The 23,089-nt window shown below is 68.9% G+C and carries 18 protein-coding genes, 1 tRNA gene and 2 riboswitches; of the genes, 14 read left to right on the top strand and 5 right to left on the bottom strand.

Features of this window, described 5'->3' with window-relative positions; translation table 11 throughout:
• Positions 1 to 541: 541 nt before the first annotated feature.
• The 6 genes from CUJ89_RS00870 to CUJ89_RS00845 are packed head-to-tail and all read left to right on the top strand — an operon-like array spanning position 542 to position 8,115.
• Positions 542 to 1,327 carry a class I SAM-dependent methyltransferase gene (locus CUJ89_RS00870; protein ID WP_114175519.1) on the top strand — a complete coding sequence of 262 codons (786 nt, stop codon included), beginning with the start codon at positions 542 to 544 and terminating at the stop codon, positions 1,325 to 1,327.
• The gene (locus CUJ89_RS00865) at positions 1,324 to 2,709 is read left to right on the top strand and encodes an NAD(P)/FAD-dependent oxidoreductase (protein WP_114175517.1); all 1,386 of its coding nucleotides are present in this window, start codon (positions 1,324 to 1,326) and stop codon (positions 2,707 to 2,709) included. Before CUJ89_RS00870 ends, CUJ89_RS00865 begins: the two co-directional genes overlap by 4 nt.
• Positions 2,710 to 2,714: 5 nt before the next feature.
• A complete protein-coding gene (locus CUJ89_RS00860) occupies positions 2,715 to 3,422 on the top strand; it encodes a WbqC family protein (protein WP_114175515.1) in 708 nt (235 codons plus the stop codon).
• A gap of 10 nt (positions 3,423 to 3,432) precedes the next feature.
• Entirely contained in the window at positions 3,433 to 4,083 is a 651-nt protein-coding gene (locus tag CUJ89_RS00855; RefSeq protein ID WP_114175513.1) for a class I SAM-dependent methyltransferase, read from the top strand.
• Between the two features lie 52 nt (positions 4,084 to 4,135).
• Positions 4,136 to 5,296 (top strand): dTDP-4-amino-4,6-dideoxygalactose transaminase, encoded by a 1,161-nt coding sequence (gene rffA, locus CUJ89_RS00850; RefSeq protein WP_114175511.1) that lies wholly within the window; start codon positions 4,136 to 4,138, stop codon positions 5,294 to 5,296.
• Between the two features lie 44 nt (positions 5,297 to 5,340).
• Complete coding sequence (locus CUJ89_RS00845; protein WP_114175509.1) at positions 5,341 to 8,115, top strand: glycosyltransferase family protein; 2,775 nt, start codon at positions 5,341 to 5,343, stop codon at positions 8,113 to 8,115.
• 47 nt (positions 8,116 to 8,162) lie between these two features.
• On the opposite strand, the gene CUJ89_RS00840 is transcribed toward CUJ89_RS00845, so the two are convergent.
• The 4 genes from CUJ89_RS00840 to CUJ89_RS00830 form a co-directional block, all read right to left on the bottom strand.
• A complete protein-coding gene (locus CUJ89_RS00840) occupies positions 8,163 to 9,800 on the bottom strand; it encodes a TIGR04222 domain-containing membrane protein (protein WP_114175507.1) in 1,638 nt (545 codons plus the stop codon).
• A 183-nt stretch (positions 9,801 to 9,983) separates the two neighbouring features.
• Positions 9,984 to 10,313 carry a helix-turn-helix domain-containing protein gene (locus CUJ89_RS00835; protein ID WP_114175505.1) on the bottom strand — a complete coding sequence of 110 codons (330 nt, stop codon included), beginning with the start codon at positions 10,311 to 10,313 and terminating at the stop codon, positions 9,984 to 9,986.
• Positions 10,310 to 10,459 (bottom strand): hypothetical protein, encoded by a 150-nt coding sequence (locus CUJ89_RS37955; RefSeq protein ID WP_161556521.1) that lies wholly within the window; start codon positions 10,457 to 10,459, stop codon positions 10,310 to 10,312. Before CUJ89_RS37955 ends, CUJ89_RS00835 begins: the two co-directional genes overlap by 4 nt.
• A gap of 85 nt (positions 10,460 to 10,544) precedes the next feature.
• Positions 10,545 to 10,620 (bottom strand) — tRNA-Arg (locus tag CUJ89_RS00830).
• 254 nt (positions 10,621 to 10,874) lie between these two features.
• Between CUJ89_RS00830 and CUJ89_RS00825 the strand changes: the two genes are divergently transcribed.
• Positions 10,875 to 11,771, top strand: a complete 897-nt coding sequence (locus CUJ89_RS00825) for a c-type cytochrome (RefSeq protein WP_114175503.1) — start codon at positions 10,875 to 10,877, stop codon at positions 11,769 to 11,771.
• 93 nt (positions 11,772 to 11,864) lie between these two features.
• Here the strand turns inward: CUJ89_RS00825 and CUJ89_RS00820 are convergent, their stop codons facing one another.
• Positions 11,865 to 13,952: a UvrD-helicase domain-containing protein gene (locus CUJ89_RS00820; RefSeq protein ID WP_114175501.1), complete on the bottom strand. Its 2,088-nt coding sequence runs from the start codon at positions 13,950 to 13,952 to the stop codon at positions 11,865 to 11,867.
• A 267-nt stretch (positions 13,953 to 14,219) separates the two neighbouring features.
• On the opposite strand from CUJ89_RS00820, the gene CUJ89_RS00815 reads away from it, so the two are divergent.
• The 7 genes from CUJ89_RS00815 to CUJ89_RS00785 all read left to right on the top strand — a co-directional run bounded on the left by CUJ89_RS00815 (position 14,220) and on the right by CUJ89_RS00785 (position 23,080).
• The gene (locus tag CUJ89_RS00815) at positions 14,220 to 14,927 is read left to right on the top strand and encodes an SGNH/GDSL hydrolase family protein (RefSeq protein ID WP_114178443.1); all 708 of its coding nucleotides are present in this window, start codon (positions 14,220 to 14,222) and stop codon (positions 14,925 to 14,927) included.
• Between the two features lie 233 nt (positions 14,928 to 15,160).
• Positions 15,161 to 16,213 carry an oxidoreductase gene (locus tag CUJ89_RS00810; RefSeq protein WP_114175499.1) on the top strand — a complete coding sequence of 351 codons (1,053 nt, stop codon included), beginning with the start codon at positions 15,161 to 15,163 and terminating at the stop codon, positions 16,211 to 16,213.
• Positions 16,214 to 16,371: 158 nt separating this feature from the next.
• Entirely contained in the window at positions 16,372 to 16,734 is a 363-nt protein-coding gene (locus CUJ89_RS00805) for a hypothetical protein (RefSeq protein ID WP_114178442.1), read from the top strand.
• 118 nt (positions 16,735 to 16,852) lie between these two features.
• A riboswitch (glycine riboswitch) is annotated at positions 16,853 to 16,956 on the top strand.
• A 33-nt stretch (positions 16,957 to 16,989) separates the two neighbouring features.
• A riboswitch (glycine riboswitch) is annotated at positions 16,990 to 17,123 on the top strand.
• Positions 17,124 to 17,206: 83 nt separating this feature from the next.
• A complete protein-coding gene (gene gcvT / locus CUJ89_RS00800) occupies positions 17,207 to 18,325 on the top strand; it encodes a glycine cleavage system aminomethyltransferase GcvT (protein ID WP_114175497.1) in 1,119 nt (372 codons plus the stop codon).
• 97 nt (positions 18,326 to 18,422) lie between these two features.
• Entirely contained in the window at positions 18,423 to 18,803 is a 381-nt protein-coding gene (gene gcvH, locus CUJ89_RS00795; RefSeq protein ID WP_114175495.1) for a glycine cleavage system protein GcvH, read from the top strand.
• Between the two features lie 55 nt (positions 18,804 to 18,858).
• Positions 18,859 to 21,786, top strand: a complete 2,928-nt coding sequence (gene gcvP, locus CUJ89_RS00790; RefSeq protein ID WP_114175493.1) for an aminomethyl-transferring glycine dehydrogenase — start codon at positions 18,859 to 18,861, stop codon at positions 21,784 to 21,786.
• A 151-nt stretch (positions 21,787 to 21,937) separates the two neighbouring features.
• Positions 21,938 to 23,080 (top strand): alginate lyase family protein, encoded by a 1,143-nt coding sequence (locus CUJ89_RS00785; protein WP_114178441.1) that lies wholly within the window; start codon positions 21,938 to 21,940, stop codon positions 23,078 to 23,080.
• Positions 23,081 to 23,089 lie beyond the last annotated feature (9 nt).

Below are 23,089 nucleotides of genomic sequence, written 5' to 3'. Positions count from 1 at the left end.
GTGGTAAGCCAACCTGGGTTCGATTCGGGGCGCGCGCAAGCGCGGAAGCCGGCACGGCACGCGCGCGGACGGCCGTCGACATGCCAGCATTCTCGACGCGCACACGCCGTTCCAATCGGCTGAGCAGGCGGCGGATTTGGTCGCTTTTCCCGCGACTGCGCGGCCGCCCGCGGGCCGGCCGACGGGGCGTTTGCATGACGTGGATCAAGGTAGCCGATCGTGCGCCGGGCACGCGTCGCGTGCGTCGCCGGGTGGCGTCGAACCACCGCACCCGATCGCGCCGAGCCTTGTCCATCAACGATCGCCAGCAGCACCGGTGCATTCGGCCACGGTCCGCCGCCGTGGCGGCATGCGCGGCATTCACCGAAATGCGGGGTGAAACGGCCCGCTAATCCGTCGTTTGATCTTGACCGTGGCCGATAGACTCGGCATCAGACTAGGAGGCGTCCACCGCGCTGACGATCGCGCCGGGCGCACGCCGCTTGCCGGCACGCGCCGCGGGGATGCCCTCCAAGCCCCTTCAGTGCCTGGAGCCCCGCGTATGCACGAGTCCTCAATCATCTCCAACTCGAACGACGACCAGCTCGCCGCGCGAAGCGAACTGTTCGACCTGATGCAGACCTATCCTGCGACGCGCGAGGAGCTCGAACGCTCGCTCGGCCTGTTCGTGCGCGGTTCGCTGCTCGCGCGGATCCTCGCGACCTTCGAGGTTTATCAGCAGATCGTGCCGTTGCCCGGCGCGATCCTCGACCTCGGCACCTGGCGCGGGCAGACGGCCGTGCTCTGCGAGAACTTCCGAGCCATCCTCGAGCCGCTCAACTTCCAGCGCCGCATTCACGCGTTCGATACGTTCACAGGCTATGCAGGCTTCGCCGACAACGACTCGCGCGACCGCAAGCTGTTTTCGGACGGGACGTACTCGCTCGCCGGCGACTATGCGGACCTGCTGCGCCAGTTGCTCTCGCTGCATGAACGCAACAACGCGATGGGCCACATCAACGGCAAGCATCACGTATGGGAAGGCGACTGCCGCGACACGCTGGCCGCGTTCGACGAAACGCATCCCGGCGAAGCCGTCGCGCTCGCCTGGTTCGACCTCAACGTACCGGGACCGACCCGCCAGGCCTTCGACGCAGTGATGAAACGGCTGGTGCCCGGCGGCGTGATCGCGTTCTGGCAACTCACGCGCGGCGGCCAGACGCCGGCCGAAGGCATGCACTACGTGCGCGAACTGCTCGGCAAGCACCCGCACCAGATCCACAAGGCGAAGTCGTATCCGTCGCTGTGCTACCTGGTCTTTCCGGAAGGCGGCGGGGTGCGCACATGAAGATCGCGATCCTCGGCAACGGCATTCTCGGCCTCATGACTGCCCGTGCGTGGCAGCGCGCCGAGCCGGGCGTCGAGCTCGTCGTCGTCGGCCACGCGCATCGCCCCGGCTCGGCGACGCGCGCGGCGGCGGCGATGCTCAACTCGTTCACCGAACTCGAAGCCGACTCGCTCGGCACGCCGCTCGAACGCTTCAAGTTCGAGTTGAGCCGCGCGGCGACCGCCGCGTGGCCCGACGTGTTCGCCGAGATCTGCACGGCGGATCGCGCGGTCGCGCACGGCTTCGGCACCTACGTGCTCAACAATGCCGCGACCGACGCACTCGACGACGAGAACTTCGCGGCCGTACGCCGCTTCTGCCGCGAATTCGAGGAGCCGTGCGAAGCCGTCGATCCCGCTGGCATTCCGAACTATCACCCGCACCCGCAGCAGCGCGCGCTGAACGCCCTGTACCTGAAGCGCGAAGGCTGGGTCAACCCGAAACAGTTTCTCGACGCGCTCGAAGCCCATGTCGCGGGCGCCGGCAACGTCACCTTCATGTCCGCCGAAGTCGAGCGCCTCGACGTCGCCAACGGCCGCGCCGCTCGCGCCCGGTTGAGCGACGGCGCCGTGCTCGAGGCCGACCGGTTCGTGCTCTGCAACGGCGCCAACCTGACCCGGGTCCTGCAGGCCAGCCTGCCCGAGCTGCCCGTGCAGCGGCTGTTTTACGGCATCGGCACGTCGATCGAACTGCAAAGCAGCGAGAACGTGCACACGCACTGCATCCGCACGACCAATCGCGGCCTGGCATGCGGCGTCTATTCCGCCCCGTACGGCGCCGACCGCACGCTGGTCGGCGCCAGCAACTACATCAGCCCGGTGCCGCACGAGCATGGTCACGTCGGCAGCGCGTACACGCTGCTCAAATCGGCAATGGACCAGATCAACTCGCGGTTCTCGCGGGCGAATCTCGTCGGCATCAACGTCGGCTGGCGGCCGACGACGTCCGACCTCTATCCGCTGATCGGCGCCACCAGCGTGCGGGACCTGTGGATTCTCGGCGGCACCAAGCGCGACGGTTTCCATCTTTCGCCGGTGCTGTGCCGCGATCTCGTCGCGGCCATGCGCGGCCTCGCGATCGATCCGCGCTATGCGCAGCTCGCGCCGGAGCGGCCGCTGATCCGTCAGCTGAAACGCGACGCGGCGATCGCCAAAACGGTTCGCCACCAGATCAACGCGGCCTACCAGCACGACTTCGTGCCCGCGCGCAGCCGCATGGTGGAGCAACTCGAACGCGCGATCCACGCGGATCTCGAGGCGCTGCACGACCGGCTCGGTGCGACGGACTGGGGCATTCCGCCCGAACTCGTCGACATGTACCGGTACGGCCACATCCCGGCCTGAACGACATGACGCAGCCCCAGAAGCGAATCGCGATCGTGCAGTCCAACTACATCCCGTGGAAGGGCTACTTCGACCTGATCGCCGCAACCGACGAGTTCATTCTCTACGACGACGCGCAGTACACGCGGCGCGACTGGCGCAACCGCAACCAGATCAAGACGCCGCAAGGCGTGCAGTGGCTGACCGTGCCGGTGAAGGTGAAGGGACGGTATCACCAGAGCATTCGCGAAACCGAAATCGACGGGTCGGACTGGGCGGAGCATCACTGGACGCGTCTTCGGCAAAACTACGCGCGCGCGCCGCATTTCGCGCGGTACGCGGAACAGCTCGAAGCGCTCTATCTGGAGCACCGGCACGATACGTTGAGTGCGCTGAACCGCGCCATGCTGGAATGGATCAATCGGCAACTCGGCATCGCCACGCGGATTTCGTCGTCGTCCGACTACGTGCTGGAGGGCGACCGCACGGAGAAGCTGTTGAACCTCTGCCTGCAGGCGGGCGCGACCGAATACCTGTCGGGCCCCGCGGCGCGGGACTACCTCGACGAAATCCGGTTCGCGTCCGCACGCGTCGCCGTGCGCTGGTTCGACTATCCGGCCTATCCCTGCTATGCGCAGCTGTGGGGCGATTTCGTTCACGGCGTGACCGTGCTCGACGTGCTGTTCCACTGCGGCCCCGATGCGCGCCGGTACGTCGTGACCGGCCGCACCTGAGGACATATCGATGGACGACTCCCGACACTCACCCCTGCTGGCAGACGTCGCCGCCTACTACAGCGCGTGCCTGGCCGAGCACGGGCAAACCGCGCGCGGCGTGGACTGGAACGGCGAGGACAGCCAGCAACTGCGATTCGCACAGTTGACGAAGATCGTTGCGCCGGACGCCGACGCCTTTTCGCTGAACGACGTCGGATGCGGTTACGGCGCACTGGTGGATTTTCTCGTGGTGCACGCGGCAGGCCGCCGCCCTGCGTACGCGGGCAACGACATCTCGTCGGACATGGTGGCCGCCGCCCGGCAGCGCCATCGCGACAACGCAAACGTATCGTTCCACCTCGGCGACACACCGCGGGCGGTCGCGGACTTCGGCATCGCGTCGGGCCTCTTCAACGTCCATCGCGGCCACGATGGCGATGCGTGGCTGGCGCATATTCACGCCACGCTCGACATGCTGCACGAAACAAGCCGCCTCGGCTTCTCGTTCAACTGCCTGACGTCGTATTCCGATCCGCCGTACATGCGCCCGGAGCGCCTGTACTACGCCGATCCCTGCGCGCTGTTCGATCACTGCAAGCGCCGCTACTCGCGGCAGGTCGCGCTACTGCACGACTACGGGCTCTACGAGTTCACGATGCTCGTCAGAACCAGCACTTGACCCGACCGACGTCGGTCGATCCCCCGTCTCCATGCTCCCGCGGAGTCCCGCCATGTTCGCTCCCCCCAACCTCGACCGCATTCCGTTCGGCCGCCCCTTCATCGTCGGCAAGGAGCTCTACTACATCGCGAAGGCCGTCGAGCAGGGCGGACTGGCCGGCGACCAGGCATTCACGAAGCTGTGTCACGCGTGGCTGGAGGCGCGCATCGGCTGCCGACGCGCGCTGCTCACGCACTCGTGCACGGCCGCGCTGGAGATGGCCGCGATCCTCACCGACGTCGGGCCCGGCGACGAAGTGATCATGCCGTCCTACACGTTCGTGTCGACCGCCAACGCGTTCGTGCTGCGCGGCGCGACGCCCGTGTTCGTCGACATTCGACCCGACACGCTGAACCTCGACGAGAAACTCGTCGCGGCGGCGATCACCGACCGCACGCGCGCGATCGTCCCGGTCCATTACGCGGGAGTGCCGTGCGACATGGACACGCTCGCGCACCTCGCCGCCGACTACCGGCTATGGATCGTCGAGGACGCCGCACAGGCGATCCAGTCGACGTGGAAAGGCAAGCCGCTCGGCAGCATCGGCCACCTCGCGTGCCTCAGCTTTCACGAGACCAAGAACGTGATCGCCGGCGAAGGCGGCGCGCTGCTGGTCAACGATCCGCAACTCGTCGAGCGCGCGGAGATCATCCGCGAGAAAGGCACGAACCGCAGCCAATTCTTTCGCGGCCAGGTGGACAAGTACACGTGGGTCGATGTCGGCTCGTCCTTTCTGCCGGGTGAACTGATCGCCGCCTTCCTGTACGCGCAGTTCGAGCATGCCGACGTGATCACCGAACAGCGGCGCGCGACGGTCAGGCGCTACGAGCAGGCGCTGCGCCCGCTTCACGACGCCGGGCACATCACGCTGCCCGCGTTGCCGTTGAGCGAGCATGGCAACGGCCACCTGTTCTATTTCCTCGCGCGCGACCTCGACGAGCGTTCGAATCTGCTGCAGCAGATCCGGGACGCGGGCGTGTTCGCCGTGTTCCATTACGTGCCGCTGCACAGTTCGCCGGCCGGCCGGCACTACGGCCGCTGCGGCTCCGGCATGCGCGTAACGGACGACGTCGCCAACCGGCTCGTGCGCCTGCCGCTATACCACGCGATGAGCGAGGCCGAACAAGATCGCGTCCTGCAAGTGGTGTTCGATTTTTACCGGGCCCGCCAGTAACCGGCCGTCCGCCGCCCTCCATTACGCATTTCCGCCCCCGACCCATGAACGACGCGCCCCGTCTCTTCGCCCCGCTGGACCATCCGTACTACCTCGCCGTGCCCGCCTTCCTGCAGACATCCGGCGGCGTCCGCGCGATGCACTACCTGTGCCACACGCTGAACCTGCTCGGCTGCGAGGCCTATGTCCAGACGCCCGACGTGCACCCCGAACTGCGCACGCCGGTGCTGACGCCGGCGATCGTCCAGGCGCACGCCGACGCGGGGCGCAGCCCGATCGCGATCTATCCGGAGATCGTCGAAGGCAACCCGTTCGGCGCGCGCTGCGTCGCCCGCTATCTGCTCGCGGAGCCCGGCCGCATCAACGGCAATCCGATCGACCTCGCGCCGAGCGACCTCGTGTTCGCGTTCGGTCCCACGATCGTGCCCGACGGATGGCAGGCCGACCTGCTGCGAATCCCGCTCGTCGACACGCGCATCTTCCACGGCGACGGCGTCGACGACGCAGCCCGCAGCGGCACGGCCGTCTTCATCAACCGTCACCTGCGGCGCGGCGGCAGCCTGCATCCGGCCACGGCCGGGTCGATCGAGATCTCGGGCCGCGTGCCGGAACGCTCGGCGCACGAACTCGCCGAGCTGTTTCGCCGTGTCGAATGCGTGTACCTGTACGAGTGGTCCACGGCGGCCTTCGAGGCGCTGATGTGCGGCTGCCCGGTCGTGTGCATCCTGAACGACGCGTCGCTGCCGAACGCGGAGCGCTGGGTCATGAACGGCAAGGGCATCGCGTGGGGACTGGATCCGGACGAGATCGCGCGTGCGAAGGCGACCGTGCACGAAGCGCGCGACGTCTATCGGGAAGAAGAGCTGACCTTCTGGCTGCAGCTTCGACGCTTCGTCGACAAGACCCAGGCACGCGCAAAAGAACGCGACGTCGAACTCGGTCCGCACGGGCCGTCGACCGCGCGCCGCCCGGCGAGTGCGAAGCGGCGCCTGGCCGTCATGACGGCCGAGCCGGCCGCGCGCGTGCGCTTCGGCGACGCGTTCGGGCGGCTCGAGCGGGAGTGGGCGCTCGATTTCCCGGTCGGCGAGCAAGGCATCGATCTCGACGCATTGCAGCGGGCGGACCTGATCGTCCTGCACGGCGCGATCGCGGGCCTGCTGTCGTCCGCCGCGCAGGAGCAGCTGTTCGCGCTCGGCAAGCCGGTTGTCTGCGACGTCGACCGGCCGCTCGACGCATTCGCGTCGGCCTGGCCGGAAATCGCCGGCAACGCGCGCGGGCGCGCCGCCCTGCACGATGCGCTGCGGCGCGCCGATGCGCTCGCGGTGCCGTCGGATGCGCTGGCCCGCACCGGCCGGCACGTCAACGCATCGGTGCACGTGCTGCCCGCCGAAGCCGATGCCGCGCGCTACGGCACGCTGTACGCGCGGCTCGCCGAACAGGGGCGCCGCCCGGCCGTCACGCCCGCGCCCGTGCCCGTGCCGCGAAAGAAGCGTCTCGTCGTCTACGCGTTCGACCGGGTCGACGGTGCCTCGCTGCAGCGGCGCGTCGCGCTGCCGTTCGCGCGGCTCGGCGACGCGTGGGAACTCGTGTGGGGCATTGTCGACGGCAGGATCGACGGCCATGCGATCGCCACGGCCGATGCCGTGCTGCTCGACCGCCGCACGCCGGGCCTGCTGTCGCCCGACGGGCTGCGGGCGATCTTCGCGTTCGACAAGCCTGTGATCTACGCGACCGACAGCCCGCCGGCCGCGCAGGCTTCGGCGCAGGACGACCCGACGTGGGCCGGCATCGCTTATACGCTCGGCAACGCATGCGCGGTCGTCGTCCCGACGCCGGATCTCGCGAACCGATACCGGCCGTGGAATCCGCGCGTGTTCGTGCTGCCGGACAGCGTCGACCTCGACCTGTTCCAGCGCCCGGTGCCGACCCGCGCGGACGGTCGCGTAACCATCGGCGTCGCGGGTGAGGCACTGCTGCCGGCGCATTTCGCGCGCGTGGACGCCGCGCTGCGGTCGATCTGCGCACGCCACGCCGGCCGCGTCGCCGTGCAGTTCTTCGGCGCGCACGCGCCCACCGGCTGGGAAGACCATCCGGCGGCCGAATGGCGGCCTGCACCCGACGCCTACCATGCGTATGCACAGCAATTGCGCGCGCTGGACTGGGACATCGCGCTGATGCCGCTCGCCGACGACGCGGGCGCGAACCCGATCCAGCGGCAGGAATTCGCGGTGGCCGGCATCGCCGTCGTCGCCAGCGACCTGCCAGCCAATCGCGTGACGCTGAGCGACGGCGACGATGCGCTGCTCGCCGGCGACGACGCCCAGGCCTGGCACGACGCGATCGACCGGCTGATCGCGCAGCCTGCGCTGCGCCGGCGGCTCGCCCGCACCGCGCAGGCGCGGGTCTGCAAGCACGATGCGCTGCAGGTCCGGTTGCCGCTGCATCGCGAGATCTACCGGGCGGGCGTCGACAAGCGCGGCACGGCCGTGCGGCCGCCGCGGCCGGACGCGCCGATTCCCGGCGTACTGCTCCTCGACGCCGGCGGCGATCCCGCCCGCATCCAGGCCGCGCTGCAGGCCATCGCCGCGCGGCCGGAGCAGGATCTGCTGACCGTCGTGCTGACGACGATGCAAGGCCGCTTGCCCGAGTGGACGGAGCGGCTGCGCTATCTGGCCACGACGGCCGGCGAATACGCGGCCACGGTCGAACAGCTCTGCGCGATGCCGGCGTTCGACTGGGTCGCGATCATGGAGACGACGGAAGCGGAGGCCGGAACCGGCACGCGGGAAGCGACGGCCGCGGACGCGGCAATCGGTTAGCGACGACGCCCGGGCGACCGGGCGCCGGCGAAATCAGGCGGTTCGGCTCAGTTGCTCGACGAACACCCGCCGCAACTGCTCGAACTGCACGAGCTGGAGCTGCACGAACTCGATGAACTGCAGCTCGATGATGAGCAACTGCTGTCGCTCGAGCCGGTTGAGCCGCCGCCCGCCTTCGCCGCCAACGGCCCCAGCGGCGGCGGTGCCAGCACCGTGCCCGAGTAGGCCGCCCACGCGGTGCCGGCGAGCGCGCCGGCGCCGAACAGCGCGGCCGTCCACAACAGCGTGTCCGATGTATCGCGCTCGCCGGCCGTTGTGTCGCGTGCGCTCGCGGCATCCTGCCCCTCCCGCACCACACGTGCGTCGCGCGCGTCGTGCGAGATCCGGCGCGCGATCAGCGCAGCCTGACCGGCGGCCGTAGCCCCGCCGCGTCCGAAGCCCGTCATGCGCCGCACGAGGATCCGGTAAGCGATGGCAAAAGCCGCCATGCAGATGACGAGCAACAGTACGGGCCGACCGCGGCTCAGGCCGACCGTGAGTTTCGCCGCGCCGGTACCGAGCACGAGCAGCGCGATCGCGCGCGCGGCCATGCGCGACGCGCGCATCTCGCCGGGCAGCCAGAACCAGCCCTGTGCATGCAGCCCGTCGCGGACCTCCTGCACGTATTGCGCGAGACGCTGGCGAAACGCGCCGTAGCGCACTTCGCCGTCCGGCTGTTCCTGCAGCCACGCACAGTGGCCTTCGTACGGGCCCGCGCGCTCCAGGTCGCCGATCTTCACGTAGCCGCCGTGTTTCGGAACGGTGCGCAGCTCGATCGCGCCCGCATGCGCAAGCGACAGCGTCACGACCTGGGCGACCCGCGACTCGCCGCCCACCAGATAGGCGGCTTCCTCCGCCGACATCGCAGGCGACGTCTTGCGGCTGCGGCCGCCCCGGCGCCGCAACCGGTACTCGATCCATTGCAGCCCCGCGATCAGCAGCAACGCAACGACGCAGGCTGGCACGTAGAACGCGAGAAACTGCGGCCCCGTGTAGTTCAGCACGTTGAAGTCCTGCGCTGATGCGCAGGTCGCGGCGACGCTCGCGGCGGCCGCGGGCCAGACGAATTTCGGCAGCCGGTCACGCCAGGTCCTGCCGGCCGTCGGGGCGGCCGGCGAATCCGGCTCCCCCGGCCCGCCCGTGACCGTCACGTCCAGCTCCGGCGATCCGGGCACGGCTTGCAGGCCGGCGGACGGCGGCCAGATCGATTCGGGCGGCTCGCAGCCGAACAGCCGGCGATAGCTGTCCAGCGTGTCGCGGTAGCGTTGCGCGTACACGGTCGCTTCATCCGGCGCGCCGGTGCCGGGCATGTGATGCAGCCGCGCGCACAGCACGTCGGCACAGAACACGTCCCAGTATTCGATCGTGTATTGCAGATGGAAATGCCAGGCGGCGTCGACGGCAACCGAGGGCGTAACCGGATGCCCAGCCGCCTGCGCGAGAAACGCGAAGCGCTTGTATTCGTCGATCACGGCCAGCGCGTGCGCGTGCGGCCAGCCTTCGGCTTCGGCAAGGCGGCGGCTGTACGGCAGCGGCGCGTCGGGATCGTCAGGGGAGTACGCATGCAGGCGTGCGAGCAGCGCCTGCTGCGTGTCGGGCAGCACGCGGGCATCGACTGCGGTCGGGGTAGACGGAATGGCAGCCATCGGGGGTCGGCGCGACGCGCGGACGGCCGCCGCGATCGACGCTTTGAGTTGTCGTTGCGGGGGATTCTCGCACAACGGCGACGCCGCACGACGCCCGCCCCGGCGCTGTCCGGCATCCCGCCCGATCGCGGCAAGGCCCGGCCGGCACGACACGCACCGCGCCGCGCCGCGCCGCGCCGCGCGTCAGAAATCGAGCTGCGCCAGCGTGATGTCGAGCGCGGCCGCGATCTTCTTGCGCATCGACTTGCGCAGCTTCTCGCGCTTCTCCCGTTTCGCGTAGGTCGCGCGGCTGATACCGAGCCGCTGCGCGACCTCGGCCCGCGTCAGGCCGAGATACTCGCGCCATGCGCGCGCGGGCGAGCTGCCGTCGAACACGGCGCGGGTCACGACTTCGTGCGGAATCGCGACGCGCTCGTCACGCTGCTGCGCGAGATAGTCGGCGTACGGAATCACGACGAAGGCCGGCGTACCGTCCGGCCCGTTGATGAACTGAACAGAAGGTGATGTGCTCATCCGATGATCGCCGCGCCGGATGCGACGCGGCTTTTCCCATTTCGATCGACAGGTTCGATCGGCGCGTTCAAATGGACCGCCGGCACGTCGAATCCGGCCGGCAAATCGTTTCGCCCGAGCGGATGCGCGCACAGCGTCGAAAACACCGATAGCTACCCAATGGCGGCAAGATCACTGCGAGAAATAAACGGGAAGGCGGCGAAACCGCCGAGAGCCTGAACAGGCATGTTTTGGCGCGCCCGGCTGGGATCGAACCAGCAACCCCTGCCTTCGGAGGGCAGTACTCTATCCATTGAGCTACGGGCGCGTGAGACAGTGAAGCGACCCCAATAAACAGGCCGCCCACGATTGGCAAGACGGCAAGGATACCCGGTTTCCCATGACGCGTCCACCGCGCCCGCCGAATGCCCGCACAGCCGCCCCGCGTGCGGGTAAACACGCGCCATCGCGCCGCTCGCCGTGATGTAAACGTTCCGTCTATAATCGTCCGAGCTTCATTTTGGACAGCCATTTTGCCGTTGCACCGCGCTCACAATTCCTATTCACGGAGACGAGGCAAGCATGAGCGAAGCACCCAACCATGAATCTCCCGTCAAAACCCCCGGGCAACTGATTGCCGTCATCATCGCGTCGTTCGCGATTCCGATCGTCATCATCATCCTGCTCGCCAACTATGCGAATCACGCGCTCCGTTCGGGCGCCGGCACGGATGCGCTCTCCGACGAACAGGTCGCCACGCGCGTCGCACCGCTCGCGCAGGTCGACGTGAAGGACGCCAACGCGCCACGCACGTACAAGACCGGCGAGGCAGTCTACAAGGCCGTCTGCGTGACCTGCCACGGCACAGGCGCCGCCGGCGCACCGAAGTTCGGCAACAAGGACGACTGGGCGCCGCGCATCTCGCAAGGCTTCGACACGCTGCTGAAGACGGCCCTCGCAGGCAAGGGCGCGATGCCGCCGCGCGGCGGCACGAGCCCCGACGACGTCAGCGACTATGAAATCGCCCGCGCGATCGTCTACATGGCGAACAACGACGGCGCGAACTTCCCCGAACCGGCCGCGCCCGCCGCCAACGCAGCGACGGCCGCCAGCGGCGCGGCAGGCGCATCGGGCACGGCCGATGCCGCCAGCGCGCAAATCGCCGCGGCGCAGGCTGCGCTCGCCGCGATCCCGAAGGCCGGCGAAAAGCCCGCAGCCGCACCGGCCGGCGCCGATTCGGCATCGGCCGGCAAGGCGCTGTACACGTCGACCTGCCAGGCCTGCCACGCGGCAGGCGTGCTCGGCGCGCCGAAGTTCGGCAGCAAGGAAGACTGGGCGCCGCGCCTGAAGGACTCGATGGATACGGTCTACAACTACGCGCTGCACGGCAAGGGCGCGATGCCGCCGAAGGGCGGATCGAACGCGTCGGACGCCGACGTGAAGGCGGCCGTCGACTACATGGTCAACGCGGCGAAATAACGCCAACCAGTAAAAAACCCCCGCGACGCATGCGCATCGCGGGGGTTTTGTTTTGCACGATCGGACCGCCGTGCGCCTGACGGAACCGCTGCGTCACTTCTGCAGCAATGCCTTCAGGCTCGCGAGCCGGTCCTTCGGTGACATCGGCGCCTCTTCCGGCGTCGGCGGCGGCGCTTCGTCGAGCCCCATCTCGGGGATGAAGCGAGACGGCTCGCACACGACCGTCTCGCGTGCCCGCTTGCGCTTCTTGCACCAGTTCAGATGCAGGCTGCGCTGCGCGCGCGTGATCGCGACGTACATCAGCCGGCGCTCCTCCTCGATCCGCTCGCTGTCGATCGGGCCGTCGTCCTCGCTGCCGCCGCGGTGCGGCATGATGCCCTCCTCGACGCCGACCAGGAACACGTGCGGATACTCGAGCCCCTTCGACGCATGGACGGTCGACAGCCGCACGGCGTCCGGATCCTCGTCCTTGCCCTCGAGCATCGACATCAGCGCGACGGTCTGGATCAGGCCGAGCAGGTTCTTGCCGGTATCGGCGAGCCCGTCCGCGTTGTGGAAGCCTTCCGCCTCGCCGTCGACAGCCTCCTTCTCGGGCTTCGTGCCCTTGCGCTTCAGCCATTCGAGGAATTCGAGCACGTTCTGCCACTTCGACTGCGCCTGCCGCTCGTCAAACGCGTCGTACAGGTACGCCTCGTAGTGGATCGCCTCCATCATGTCGTCGAGCACGACGGTCGCGGGTTCCTTGTCCGCGCGGTCGGTCAGGCGCTGGATGAAGTCGCAGAACATCCGCAGCGGCTCGACCTGCCGCGCGGACAGCCGCGCCTCGATCCCGCCCATGTACACGGCTTCGAACAGCGACACCTTCGCCTGCCCCGCGAACGAGCCGAGCGCTTCCAGCGTCGTGTTGCCGATCCCGCGGCGCGGCGTCGTGACCGCGCGGATGAACGCGGGATCGTCGTCGGCGTTCGCGATCAGCCGCAGGTACGCGCACAGATCCTTGATCTCGGCCTTGTCGAAGAACGACTGGCCGCCCGACAGCACGTACGGGATCCGCTCGCGCCGCAGCACCTGCTCGAAGATCCGCGCCTGGAAGTTGCCGCGATACAGGATCGCGTAGTCGCGGAACTGCGTGCGCCGCTCGAACTTGTGCGCGGAGAGCCGGAACACGACCGATTCGGCCTCGTGCTCCTCGTCGTTGCACGGCGTGACGGTGATCGAGTCGCCCATCCCGTGCTCGGACCACAGCTTCTTCTCGAACAGCTTCGGGTTGTTCGCGATCACGTTGTTCGCGGCGGTGAGGATGCGCACCGTCGACCGGTAGTTCTGCTCGAGCTTGACCAGGTGCAGCTTCGGGAAATCCTTGCCGAGCTGCGCGAGGTTCTCCAGCGTCGCGCCGCGCCAGCCGTAGATCGCCTGGTCGTCGTCGCCGACCGCCGTGAACGCCGCGCGCGGGCCCGCGAGCTGCTTCAGCAGTTCGTACTGGCACGCGTTGGTGTCCTGGTACTCGTCGATCAGCAGGTAGCGCAGCTTGTTCTGCCAGCGGTCGCGCACCTGCTCGTTCTTCGCGAACAGCTCGGCGGGCAGGCGGATCAGGTCGTCGAAGTCGACGGCCTGGTATGCATGCAGCGTCGCGACGTAGTTGCGGTAGACGAGCGCGGCCTGGTGCTCGTCTTCGTTGGCCGCGATCGCCATCGCCTCCTCGGGCATGATCAGGCCGTTCTTCCACAGCGAGATGATGCTCTGGATCTTGCGGATCAGGCCCTTGTCGGTCGTGCCGAGCTGCTCCTGGATCATCCCGAAGCAGTCGTCGGAATCCATGATCGAGAACTGCGGCTTCAACCCGACGTGTTCCGCCTCCTGCCGCAGGATCTGCACGCCGAGCGAGTGGAACGTGCAGACGGTGAGCTGGTTGACGGGCACCTTGCGGCCTTCCTTGCCGGGCGTGGTGAGCGTCTTGCCTTCGAGCAGCTTCGACACGCGCTCGCGCATTTCGGCGGCGGCCTTGTTCGTGAACGTCACGGCGGCGATGTGGCGCGGCTCGAAGCCTTTCGCTTCGATCAGATGCGCGATCTTCTGCGTGATCACGCGGGTCTTGCCGCTGCCCGCGCCGGCGAGCACGAGACAGGGACCGTCGAGGTAGCGCACCGCTTCGTTCTGGGCGGGATTGAGGCCTGCGGACATGATGGCGGATGGTGTTGCGGTTGACGGCGGAATGCCGGGAGGATGCCGTGCGCGGCGGGCTGGCGAAGCAGGCGGACACGCGGGCAGGACGCGCATGTTAACACGTCGGCGGCGCGCATTTCGGGAGCGCCGCCGGACGGGGCCGCCCGGCCGCACCCTGTCCGTCCGGCCAATCCGGCCCCGTTCGCGCACTGATCGGCCACAATACGCAGACCCCGGCGCCGCCCCGCGCCGGCCCGCATGAACCGCTACCGGATCGACATCATCATGGGATACCCGCTCGCCACTGCCGCCCTCGGCCCGCTGCTGTTCGCGCAGGGGCGCTACGTGCGTCGCGTCACGCCGCGGCTGCCCGAGGCGGCCGGCCCGCGCGAGGGCGTTGCCGGCAACGGCCCGCCGCTGCGCGTGCTGCTGGTCGGCGATTCGGCCGCCGCGGGCGTCGGCGTCGCGACGCAGCGCGACGCGCTGTCCGGGCAACTGGCGAGCGCGCTGGCGGCCACGCACCGCGTGAGCTGGAAGCTGCTCGCGCGCACGGGCCTGACCACGCAGGATCTCGTCGACTGGCTCGCCGCCGAGCCGGCCGAACCGTTCGACGTGGCCGTGACGTCGCTCGGCGTCAACGACGTGACGGGCGGCGTGCCGCCGGCCCGCTGGCAGGCGCAGCAGGCCGAGCTCGTCCGGCTGCTCGCCGCGCGCTTCCGGGTCGGGCACGCGATCCTGTCGGCGGTGCCGCCGATGGAGCGCTTTCCGGCGTTGCCGCAACCGCTCGCGTGGTATCTCGGGCGGCGCGCGAAGCGGCTCAACGCGGCGCTCGCCAACTGGGCCGCCACGCAGCCGCACTGTACGTTCCTGCGGGTCGCGCTGCCGCTCGAGCGCCGCCTGATGGCCGCCGACGGCTTCCATCCCGGCGCAGCCGCATGCACGGCGTGGGCCGCGCAGGTCGCGGCCGCCGTGCTGCAGCGGGCGGCTGCATGACGCGGCACGGCGCCCGGGCGCCGGCCGTCCACCGCGTTGCCGGGCAGGCGGCCAAGTACGCGCGGCGCGCGGGTCCGCGCAAAATGCCGGCTTCCCTCGCGCACGCGCCGCGTCATCCCGCGCGTTTCGCCCAGCGCGCCGGTGCAAGCGGCGGCGCCATGCCAAAATAGCCGGTCGTATTCGCGCCGTCTCGGCGCGCCATCCTTTAGTTTCCTTCGCAGCCAGGGATTGCCATGTCGTCATTGCTCAGGATTGGTTTGATGGGTTTCGGTTTCGCCGGCGCGACGTTCCACGCGCCCGTGATCGCCACGAGCGGCCGCACCGAGGTCGCCGCGATCGCGACGGGTCAGCCCGATCGTGCGCAAGCCGCGTATCCGGACGCGCGCGTCGTCCCCGACCTCGACACGCTGCTCGGCCTCGACGACATCGAGTGCGTGGTGATCGCCACGCCGAACGACACGCACTTCACGCTCGCGCGCCAGGTACTCGAAGCCGGCCGCCACGTGGTCGTCGACAAGCCCGTCACGCTCACCGCCGACGAGGCGCTCGCGCTCGCGCGGCTCGCGAACGCGCGCAGCCGCCTGTTCGCGCCGTTCCACAACCGCCGCTGGGACGGCGACTTCCTCACCGTGCGCCGCATCGTCGAATCGGGCGAGCTCGGCCGGCTCACCTACTTCGCGTCGCACTTCGACCGCTTCCGGCCGACGCCGCGCACGCGCTGGCGCGAAGAGCCCGCACGCGGCGGCGGCCTGCTGCTCGACCTCGGCCCGCACCTGATCGACCAGGCGCTCGCGCTGTTCGGCCTGCCGGAAACGGTGGGCGCGACCGTCAAGACGCGCCGCGACCACGGCACGGCGCCCGATTTCGTGCACCTGCTGCTCGGCTATCCGGACAAGGACGTCGCACTGCATGCCAGCACGCTGGCGGCGATCGAACCCGCCCGCTTCACGCTGCACGGCACGCGCGGCAGCTATCAGAAGTTCGGGCTCGACACGCAGGAGGACCAGCTCAAGGCGGGCCTCACCGCGGACGACGTCGAATTCGGCGGCGGCAACCCGCCCGGCCTGTTGCGCGTGCTCGACGGCGACGTCGAGGTCGAGCGCCCGGTGCCGACGCTCGACGGCCAGTACGCGGAGTTCTACCGCGCGCTCGCCGCATCGATCCGCGACGGCGCGCCGTTCCCCGTCACGGCGCAGGACGCCGTCGACGTGATGGCGATCATCGAACTCGCCGCGCAAAGCGAGCACGACGGCCGCCGGCTGCCGTTCGTGCGCCGCACGGTCTGACGCCGCGCGCCGGCCGGTTGCGGCCGGCCGGCACGCATGCGCCTGGATCAGCCGGAACATTCGGTTACAAATGCCCGGGGAACGAAAGTCAGCGATAGACCGGTCTGACGCGTTTCTCAAAAAAGTCGATCCGACACCAATCCGTCAGGAGAATGTTGATGCAACGGTTGATTCGCGCAGCAGCGTGCTGCGTGCTGGTTTCCTCGCTCGCGGCCTGTATCGTGCAGCCGCAGCAGCCGGTCCGTCCGGCGCCCCCGCCGCGGCCGAATCCGCAGGTCGTCGCGAACGAGCGGATGCAGCAGATCCAGGGCCGGATCGATAACCTGCACCGCCGCACCGATGCGCGCGTGAACGGCGGCTACTACCCGCCGCCGTATGGCGCGCAGCTTCACCACCGCCTCGACGTGATCCGCCAGGAAGCGAACGACATGTCCGCGCAGCACAGCGGCGGCTTGTCCGGCGACGAGCAGCGCGTGCTGAACCAGGAACTCGACACGGCCGCGCGCGCGATCGGCGAGTAACGCCCCGGCGCCCGCCGGAGCGGAGCGGAAAAAGCGGCGGCACAGGCTGCCGCCGCTTGTCGCGAAGCGACATTCTTTTGCTCAAATTGACAATGCCCACCCGCTCGCGTACAGTCGCCCGCACGCGTCGGGAGAGAGTGTGACCGTGTTGCTTCAACACCGGTCGCGCCGCCGAAGGGGCACACCCGCAAACTCTCAGGCAAAAGGACCGACCGCGTCGGGGAATCCCGTCCGCGCATTGCGCGGGCTGCACTCTCCCCGCACTCTGGAGAGCGGCAGTAGCCCGCTGCGCACATGCTGCGCGGGCAAGCTGCCCACCGAAGGGGCGCGCGTTCGCCGGGCTTTGCCCGCAGCGCAATCTCTCAGGTATCGAGGACAGAGGGGCATGTACCGGATCGCTCGCAGGCATCGGCCGCGGCGGTCGGCACATGGCCGTTCTGATCCGCGCGCAAGCGCCTTGCCTGAGGCCTCGATGACTGCACTGAATCACACCCCGCTCAACGCCGCGCATCGCGCGCTCAATGCCCGCATGGTCGACTTCGGCGGCTGGGACATGCCCGTCAACTACGGCTCGCAGATCGAAGAACACGAAGCCGTGCGCACCGACGCCGGCATGTTCGACGTGTCGCACATGTGCGTCGTCGATTTCACCGGCAGCCGCGTGCGCGCATTCTTCGAGCACGCGATCGCAAACAACGTCGGCAAGCTCAAGACGCCCGGCAAGGCGCTCTACTCGTGCCTGCTCAATCCGCAGGGCGGCGTCATCGACGACCTGATCGTCTATTACTTCACCGAAGAATTCTTCCGCGTCGTCGTCAACGCCGGCACTGCCGAGAAAGACATCGCGTGGTTCAACCAGCTGAACGAGCAAGGCGGCTACGGCGTCACGATCGCGCCACGCCGCGATTTCGCGATCGTCGCCGTACAGGGCCCGAACGCCCGCGAAAAGACCTGGACGACGGTGCCCGCCGCGCGCGCCGCGACGAGCGAGCTGAAGCCGTTCAACGCCGCGCAGGTCGCCGGCACGCCGTTCGGCGATCTCACCGTCGCGCGCACCGGCTATACCGGTGAAGACGGCTTCGAGGTGATCGTCCCGGCCGTGCACGTCGAAGCGCTGTGGAACGCGCTGCAGCAAAACGGCGTGCGCCCGTGCGGGCTCGGCGCGCGCGACACGCTGCGCCTCGAGGCCGGCATGAACCTGTACGGCCAGGACATGGACGACACCGTCTCGCCGCTCGACGCGGGCCTCGCGTGGACGGTCGACCTGACAGCACCGCGCCCGTTCGTCGGCCGCGACGTGCTCGAGCGCGACGGCTCGCGCGCCGCTTTCGTCGGCCTGATCCTGCAGAAGGAAAACGGCAAGGCGGGCGGCGTGCTGCGCGCGCACCAGAAGGTCATCACGCCGCACGGCGAAGGCGAGATCACCAGCGGCACGTTCTCGCCGTCGATGCAGGAATCGATCGCATTCGCGCGCGTGCCGGCGGCCGTGCAGATCGGTGACACCGTGCAGGTGCAGATTCGCGACAAGCAACTTCCCGCGCGCGTGGTAAAACTGCCGTTCGTGCGCAACGGCAAGGTCCTCGCTGCGTAACGGGCCGGGCGGCGTGCCGCCCTGCGAAATCACACCCGGCGCGCCCGCGCGGCGTGCCAGAACAACGAATCACATCCTTTCTATCCAGGAGCATCCGATGAGCAACGTCCCGGCCGATCTGAAATACACCGACGAACACGAGTGGATCCGCACCGAGGCAGACGGCACGCTGACGGTCGGCATCACCGATCACGCGCAGAGCACGCTCGGCGACATCGTCTTCCTCGAGCTGCCCGAAGTCGGCAAGACGGTGTCGGCAGGCGATGCCGTCGGCGTCGTCGAATCGGTGAAAGCGGCATCCGACATTTACTCGCCGGTGTCCGGCGAGATCACCGCCGTCAATACGGAAGCCGCCGACGCACCGGAAGAGGTGAACAGCGACGCGTACGGCGTGTGGCTGTTCAAGATCAAGCTCGCGGCCGGCGCATCGACCGACAAGCTGATCGACGCTGCCGCCTATACCAAGCTGATCGACTAACTTCCTTACCCGACCCGCGCAGGGCAGCCACCCTGCGCGGGACAAGAGTCACGCCATGAAGCTCGAACACCCGGACCGCCTGATGAACCGCACGCCCCTCTCGCTCGCCGCGCTCGAAACGCACGACGCGTTCGCCGAACGCCACATCGGCCCCGACGCCGCCAGCCAGCAGGCCATGCTCGATACGCTCGGCTTTGCGTCGCGCGCCGCCCTGATCGACGCCGTGATCCCGGCCCCGATCCGCCGCGCCGAAACGCTGCCGCTCGGCCCGTTCGCGCAGCCGAAGAGCGAGGCCGAAGCCCTCGCCGCGCTGCGTGTGCTCGCGGACAAGAACCAGGTGTTCCGCTCGTATATCGGTCAGGGTTACCACGACACGCACACGCCGGCCGTGATCCTGCGCAACGTGCTCGAAAACCCGGCGTGGTACACGGCCTACACGCCGTACCAGCCCGAAATTTCCCAGGGCCGCCTCGAGGCGCTCCTGAACTTCCAGCAGATGGTGGCCGACCTCACGGGCCTCGCGATCTCGAACGCGTCGCTGCTCGACGAGGCCACTGCCGCAGCCGAGGCGATGACGCTGCTGCAACGCACCGGCAAGCCGGCGTCGAACGTGTTCTACGTCGCCGACGACGTGCTGCCGCAAACGCTCGAAGTGATCCGCACGCGCGCGCTGCCGATCGGCATCGAAGTCAAGACGGGCCCGGCCGCCGACGCCGCGCAATCGAACGCGTTCGGCGTGCTGCTGCAGTACCCGGGCGTGAACGGCGACGTGCGCGACTACCGCGCACTCACCGACGCGATCCACGCGGCCGGCGGCCACGTAGTGGTCGCGGCCGACCTGCTCGCGCTCACCGTGCTGACGCCGCCCGGCGAATGGGGCGCGGACGTCGCGGTCGGCAACACGCAGCGCTTCGGCGTGCCGATGGGCTTCGGCGGCCCGCACGCCGCGTATCTCGCGGTGCGCGACGAATTCAAGCGCCAGATGCCGGGCCGCCTCGTCGGCGTGACCGTCGACGCACAGGGCAAGCACGCGCTGCGTCTCGCGCTGCAGACGCGCGAACAGCACATCCGCCGCGAGAAGGCCACGTCGAACGTGTGTACCGCGCAGGCGCTGCTCGCGATCATGGCCAGCATGTACGCGGTCTACCACGGCCCGCACGGGCTGAAGACTATCGCGCTGCGCGTGAACCGCATCGCGGCGCTGCTCGCCGCCGGCGTGAAGCAGCTCGGCTTCGCGACCGTCAACGATACCTTCTTCGACACGCTGACGATCGACACCGGCGCGCGCACCGCGCAGGTTCACGAATTCGCGAAGGGGAAGCGCATCAACCTGCGCCGCACGAGCGACACGCAAGTCGGCGTGTCCGTCGACGAAACGACGACGCGCGACGACCTCGCCGATCTCCTCGCCGTGTTCGCGCAGGCCGCGGGCGGCACCGCGCCGGCCGTCGACGCGCTGGACGCGGGCGCAGCCGGCGTCGCCGCGCTGCCGGCCGGCCTCGAGCGCACGAGCGCGTACCTGACGCACCACGTGTTCAACCGTCACCATTCCGAAACCGAAATGCTGCGCTACCTGCGCAGCCTGTCGGACAAGGATCTCGCGCTCGACCGCTCGATGATCCCGCTCGGCTCGTGCACGATGAAGCTGAACGCGACGTCGGAAATGCTGCCCGTCACGTGGCCCGAGTTCGGCGGCATCCACCCGTTCGCACCCGCAGAGCAGACGGTCGGCTACCGCGAGATGATCGACCAGCTCGAAGCAATGCTGGTTGCGGCGACCGGCTACGCGGCAGTGTCGCTGCAGCCGAACGCCGGCTCGCAGGGCGAGTACGCGGGCCTGCTGATCATTCACGCCTACCACGCGTCGCGCGGCGAAAGCCACCGCGACGTGTGCCTGATCCCGGCGTCCGCGCACGGCACGAACCCGGCATCCGCGCACATGGCCGGCATGAAGGTCGTGGTCGTCGCGTGCGACGCGCAGGGTAACGTCGACATCGCCGACCTGACGGCGAAGGCCGAGCAGCACTCGAAGGACCTCGCGGCGATCATGATCACGTACCCGTCGACGCACGGCGTGTTCGAGCAGAACGTCCGCGAGATCTGCGAGATCGTCCATGCGCACGGCGGCCAGGTGTACGTCGACGGCGCGAACATGAACGCGATGGTCGGCCTGACCGCACCGGGCCAGTTCGGCGGCGACGTGTCGCACCTGAACCTGCACAAGACCTTCTGCATCCCGCACGGCGGCGGCGGCCCGGGCGTCGGCCCGGTCGCGGTCGGCGCGCACCTCGCGAAGTTCCTGCCGAACCAGCGTTCGACCGGCTACGCGCGCGCGGAAGACGGCATCGGTGCCGTGTCGGCCGCCCCGTACGGCTCGGCGTCGATCCTGCCGATCTCGTGGATGTACATCGCGATGATGGGCGCGAAGAACCTGACCGCCGCGACGGAAACCGCGATCCTCAACGCGAACTACATCGCGAAGCGCCTCGCGCCGCACTACCCGGTGCTGTACTCGGGCCCGGGCGGGCTGGTCGCGCACGAATGCATTCTCGACCTGCGTCCGATCAAGGAATCGAGTGGCATCAGCGTCGACGACGTCGCCAAGCGCCTGATGGACTACGGCTTCCACGCGCCGACGATGAGCTTCCCGGTGCCGGGCACGCTGATGGTCGAGCCGACCGAATCGGAATCGCAGGAGGAACTCGACCGCTTCATCGCCGCGATGATCGCGATCCGCGAGGAAATCCGCGCAGTCGAGGAAGGCCGCGCCGACCGCGAGGACAACCCGCTGCGTCACGCGCCGCACACGGCGGCCGTCGTCACCGCGAACGAATGGCCGCACGCGTACTCGCGCGAGCAGGCTGCGTACCCGGTCGCATCGCTCGGCACGAACAAGTACTGGCCGCCGGTCGGCCGCGCGGACAACGCCTACGGCGACCGCAACCTGTTCTGCTCGTGCGTGCCGATGTCGGAATACGCATAACGCGCGCCAGGCCCGGAGCCGTCCGATGGTGACCACACCGCACGCAACCCCGTGTTGCGTGCGGTTTTTGCGTTCGCTGCTCGAACCGGTTCACGTTCGTCCGCCAATCCGGCTAACATCACACGCGATCCAGCCAATGAAGGAGTTCCGCATGGTGCGTCCGATGTTTCCGGGCCATGGTGCAACGCAGAGGCGGCCGCGCATGCGCGCGCGCCGGTTCGTGCCGATGCTCGTCGCGTCGCTGTCGTTCGCCGCTGCCGGCCTCGGCGCGGCCGGCAGCGCGCGCGCGGCGATGAATTTCTGCGCGGCGCCGGCACTGCAGGCGAGCGAGACGACGCAGGCCGAGCCGGGCGTCCAGGCGCTGATCCGCAGCGTCGACGCGCGCATCGGCGAGCAGCCGAAGGCGATGCCGCGCGTGCATACCGAGGGCACGCTGCCGCACGAAGGCATCTACGACCAGAGCGCCGCCGCGCTGAAGGACCTCGACCTGATGCGCGACGCGGCGCTCGCGTGGCGCGTGACGAACGCGCCGCGCTACCTGCAGCTCGTCGACCGCCTCCTGTCCGCGTGGGTCGCGACCTACCAGCCGAGCTTCAACCCGATCGACGAAACGCACTTCGACAGCCTGATCGTCGCGTACGACGTGACGGCGAGCGCGCTGCCGGTGAAGACCCGCAACGCGACGGCGGCATTCATCGCGAAGCTCGGCGCCGGTTATGTCGCGCAGATCGACGCGCAGAAGCGCCCGCTCACGGGCACGTGGCGCAACAACTGGCAGAGCCACCGGATCAAGCTGATCGCGCTGTCCGCGTTCACGCTCGGCGACCGCAAGATGATGAACGCCGCGCAGCGGCTGTTCGTCGAGCATCTCGCCGACAACATCGGCCCGGACGGCAAGACCTGGGATTTCGAGGAGCGCGATGCGCTGCACTACGCGGTCTACGACCTGCAGCCGCTCGTCACCGCCGCGCTCGCCGCGCGCCGCTTCAACCGCAACTGGCTGCGCGAGCGCGGCGCAAACGGCGCGACGCTCGCGGCCGCGCTCGACTGGCTCGTGCCATACACGCTCGGCGAGAAGACGCACGAGGAATTCGTGAATTCGCCGGTGCCGTTCGACGCGAAGCGCCGCGAGGCCGGCCTGCCGGGCTACACGGGGCAGTGGGACCCGAAAAACGCCACCGAACTCTTTCATCTGGCCGCGCGGCTCGACGGGCGCTACGCCCGCGTCGCGCAGCAGCTTTCCCCAACACCGCCCGCATGGCTCGCCGCGTGCCTGCCATTGCAGGCGCGGTAGTATTCTTAC

The organism is Burkholderia pyrrocinia, assembly GCF_003330765.1.
In the GTDB taxonomy this organism is placed as follows: Bacteria; Pseudomonadota; Gammaproteobacteria; order Burkholderiales; family Burkholderiaceae; genus Burkholderia; species Burkholderia pyrrocinia_B.
Note: the sequence above shows the minus strand (reverse complement) of the source record. Positions and strands in the feature narration are given on the sequence as shown.

Bases quoted from the DNA above. Each gene is read 5' to 3' on its own strand.
- CUJ89_RS00870 (WP_114175519.1), top strand. From the start codon at position 542: ATGCACGAGTCCTCAATCATCTCCAACTCGAACGACGACCAGCTCGCC.
- CUJ89_RS00865 (WP_114175517.1), top strand. From the start codon at position 1,324: ATGAAGATCGCGATCCTCGGCAACGGCATTCTCGGCCTCATGACTGCC.
- CUJ89_RS00860 (WP_114175515.1), top strand. From the start codon at position 2,715: ATGACGCAGCCCCAGAAGCGAATCGCGATCGTGCAGTCCAACTACATC.
- CUJ89_RS00855 (WP_114175513.1), top strand. From the start codon at position 3,433: ATGGACGACTCCCGACACTCACCCCTGCTGGCAGACGTCGCCGCCTAC.
- rffA (WP_114175511.1), top strand. From the start codon at position 4,136: ATGTTCGCTCCCCCCAACCTCGACCGCATTCCGTTCGGCCGCCCCTTC.
- CUJ89_RS00845 (WP_114175509.1), top strand. From the start codon at position 5,341: ATGAACGACGCGCCCCGTCTCTTCGCCCCGCTGGACCATCCGTACTAC.
- CUJ89_RS00840 (WP_114175507.1), bottom strand. From the start codon at position 9,800: ATGGCTGCCATTCCGTCTACCCCGACCGCAGTCGATGCCCGCGTGCTG.
- CUJ89_RS00835 (WP_114175505.1), bottom strand. From the start codon at position 10,313: ATGAGCACATCACCTTCTGTTCAGTTCATCAACGGGCCGGACGGTACG.
- CUJ89_RS00825 (WP_114175503.1), top strand. From the start codon at position 10,875: ATGAGCGAAGCACCCAACCATGAATCTCCCGTCAAAACCCCCGGGCAA.
- CUJ89_RS00820 (WP_114175501.1), bottom strand. From the start codon at position 13,952: ATGTCCGCAGGCCTCAATCCCGCCCAGAACGAAGCGGTGCGCTACCTC.
- CUJ89_RS00815 (WP_114178443.1), top strand. From the start codon at position 14,220: ATGGGATACCCGCTCGCCACTGCCGCCCTCGGCCCGCTGCTGTTCGCG.
- CUJ89_RS00810 (WP_114175499.1), top strand. From the start codon at position 15,161: ATGTCGTCATTGCTCAGGATTGGTTTGATGGGTTTCGGTTTCGCCGGC.
- CUJ89_RS00805 (WP_114178442.1), top strand. From the start codon at position 16,372: ATGCAACGGTTGATTCGCGCAGCAGCGTGCTGCGTGCTGGTTTCCTCG.
- gcvT (WP_114175497.1), top strand. From the start codon at position 17,207: ATGACTGCACTGAATCACACCCCGCTCAACGCCGCGCATCGCGCGCTC.
- gcvH (WP_114175495.1), top strand. From the start codon at position 18,423: ATGAGCAACGTCCCGGCCGATCTGAAATACACCGACGAACACGAGTGG.
- gcvP (WP_114175493.1), top strand. From the start codon at position 18,859: ATGAAGCTCGAACACCCGGACCGCCTGATGAACCGCACGCCCCTCTCG.
- CUJ89_RS00785 (WP_114178441.1), top strand. From the start codon at position 21,938: ATGGTGCGTCCGATGTTTCCGGGCCATGGTGCAACGCAGAGGCGGCCG.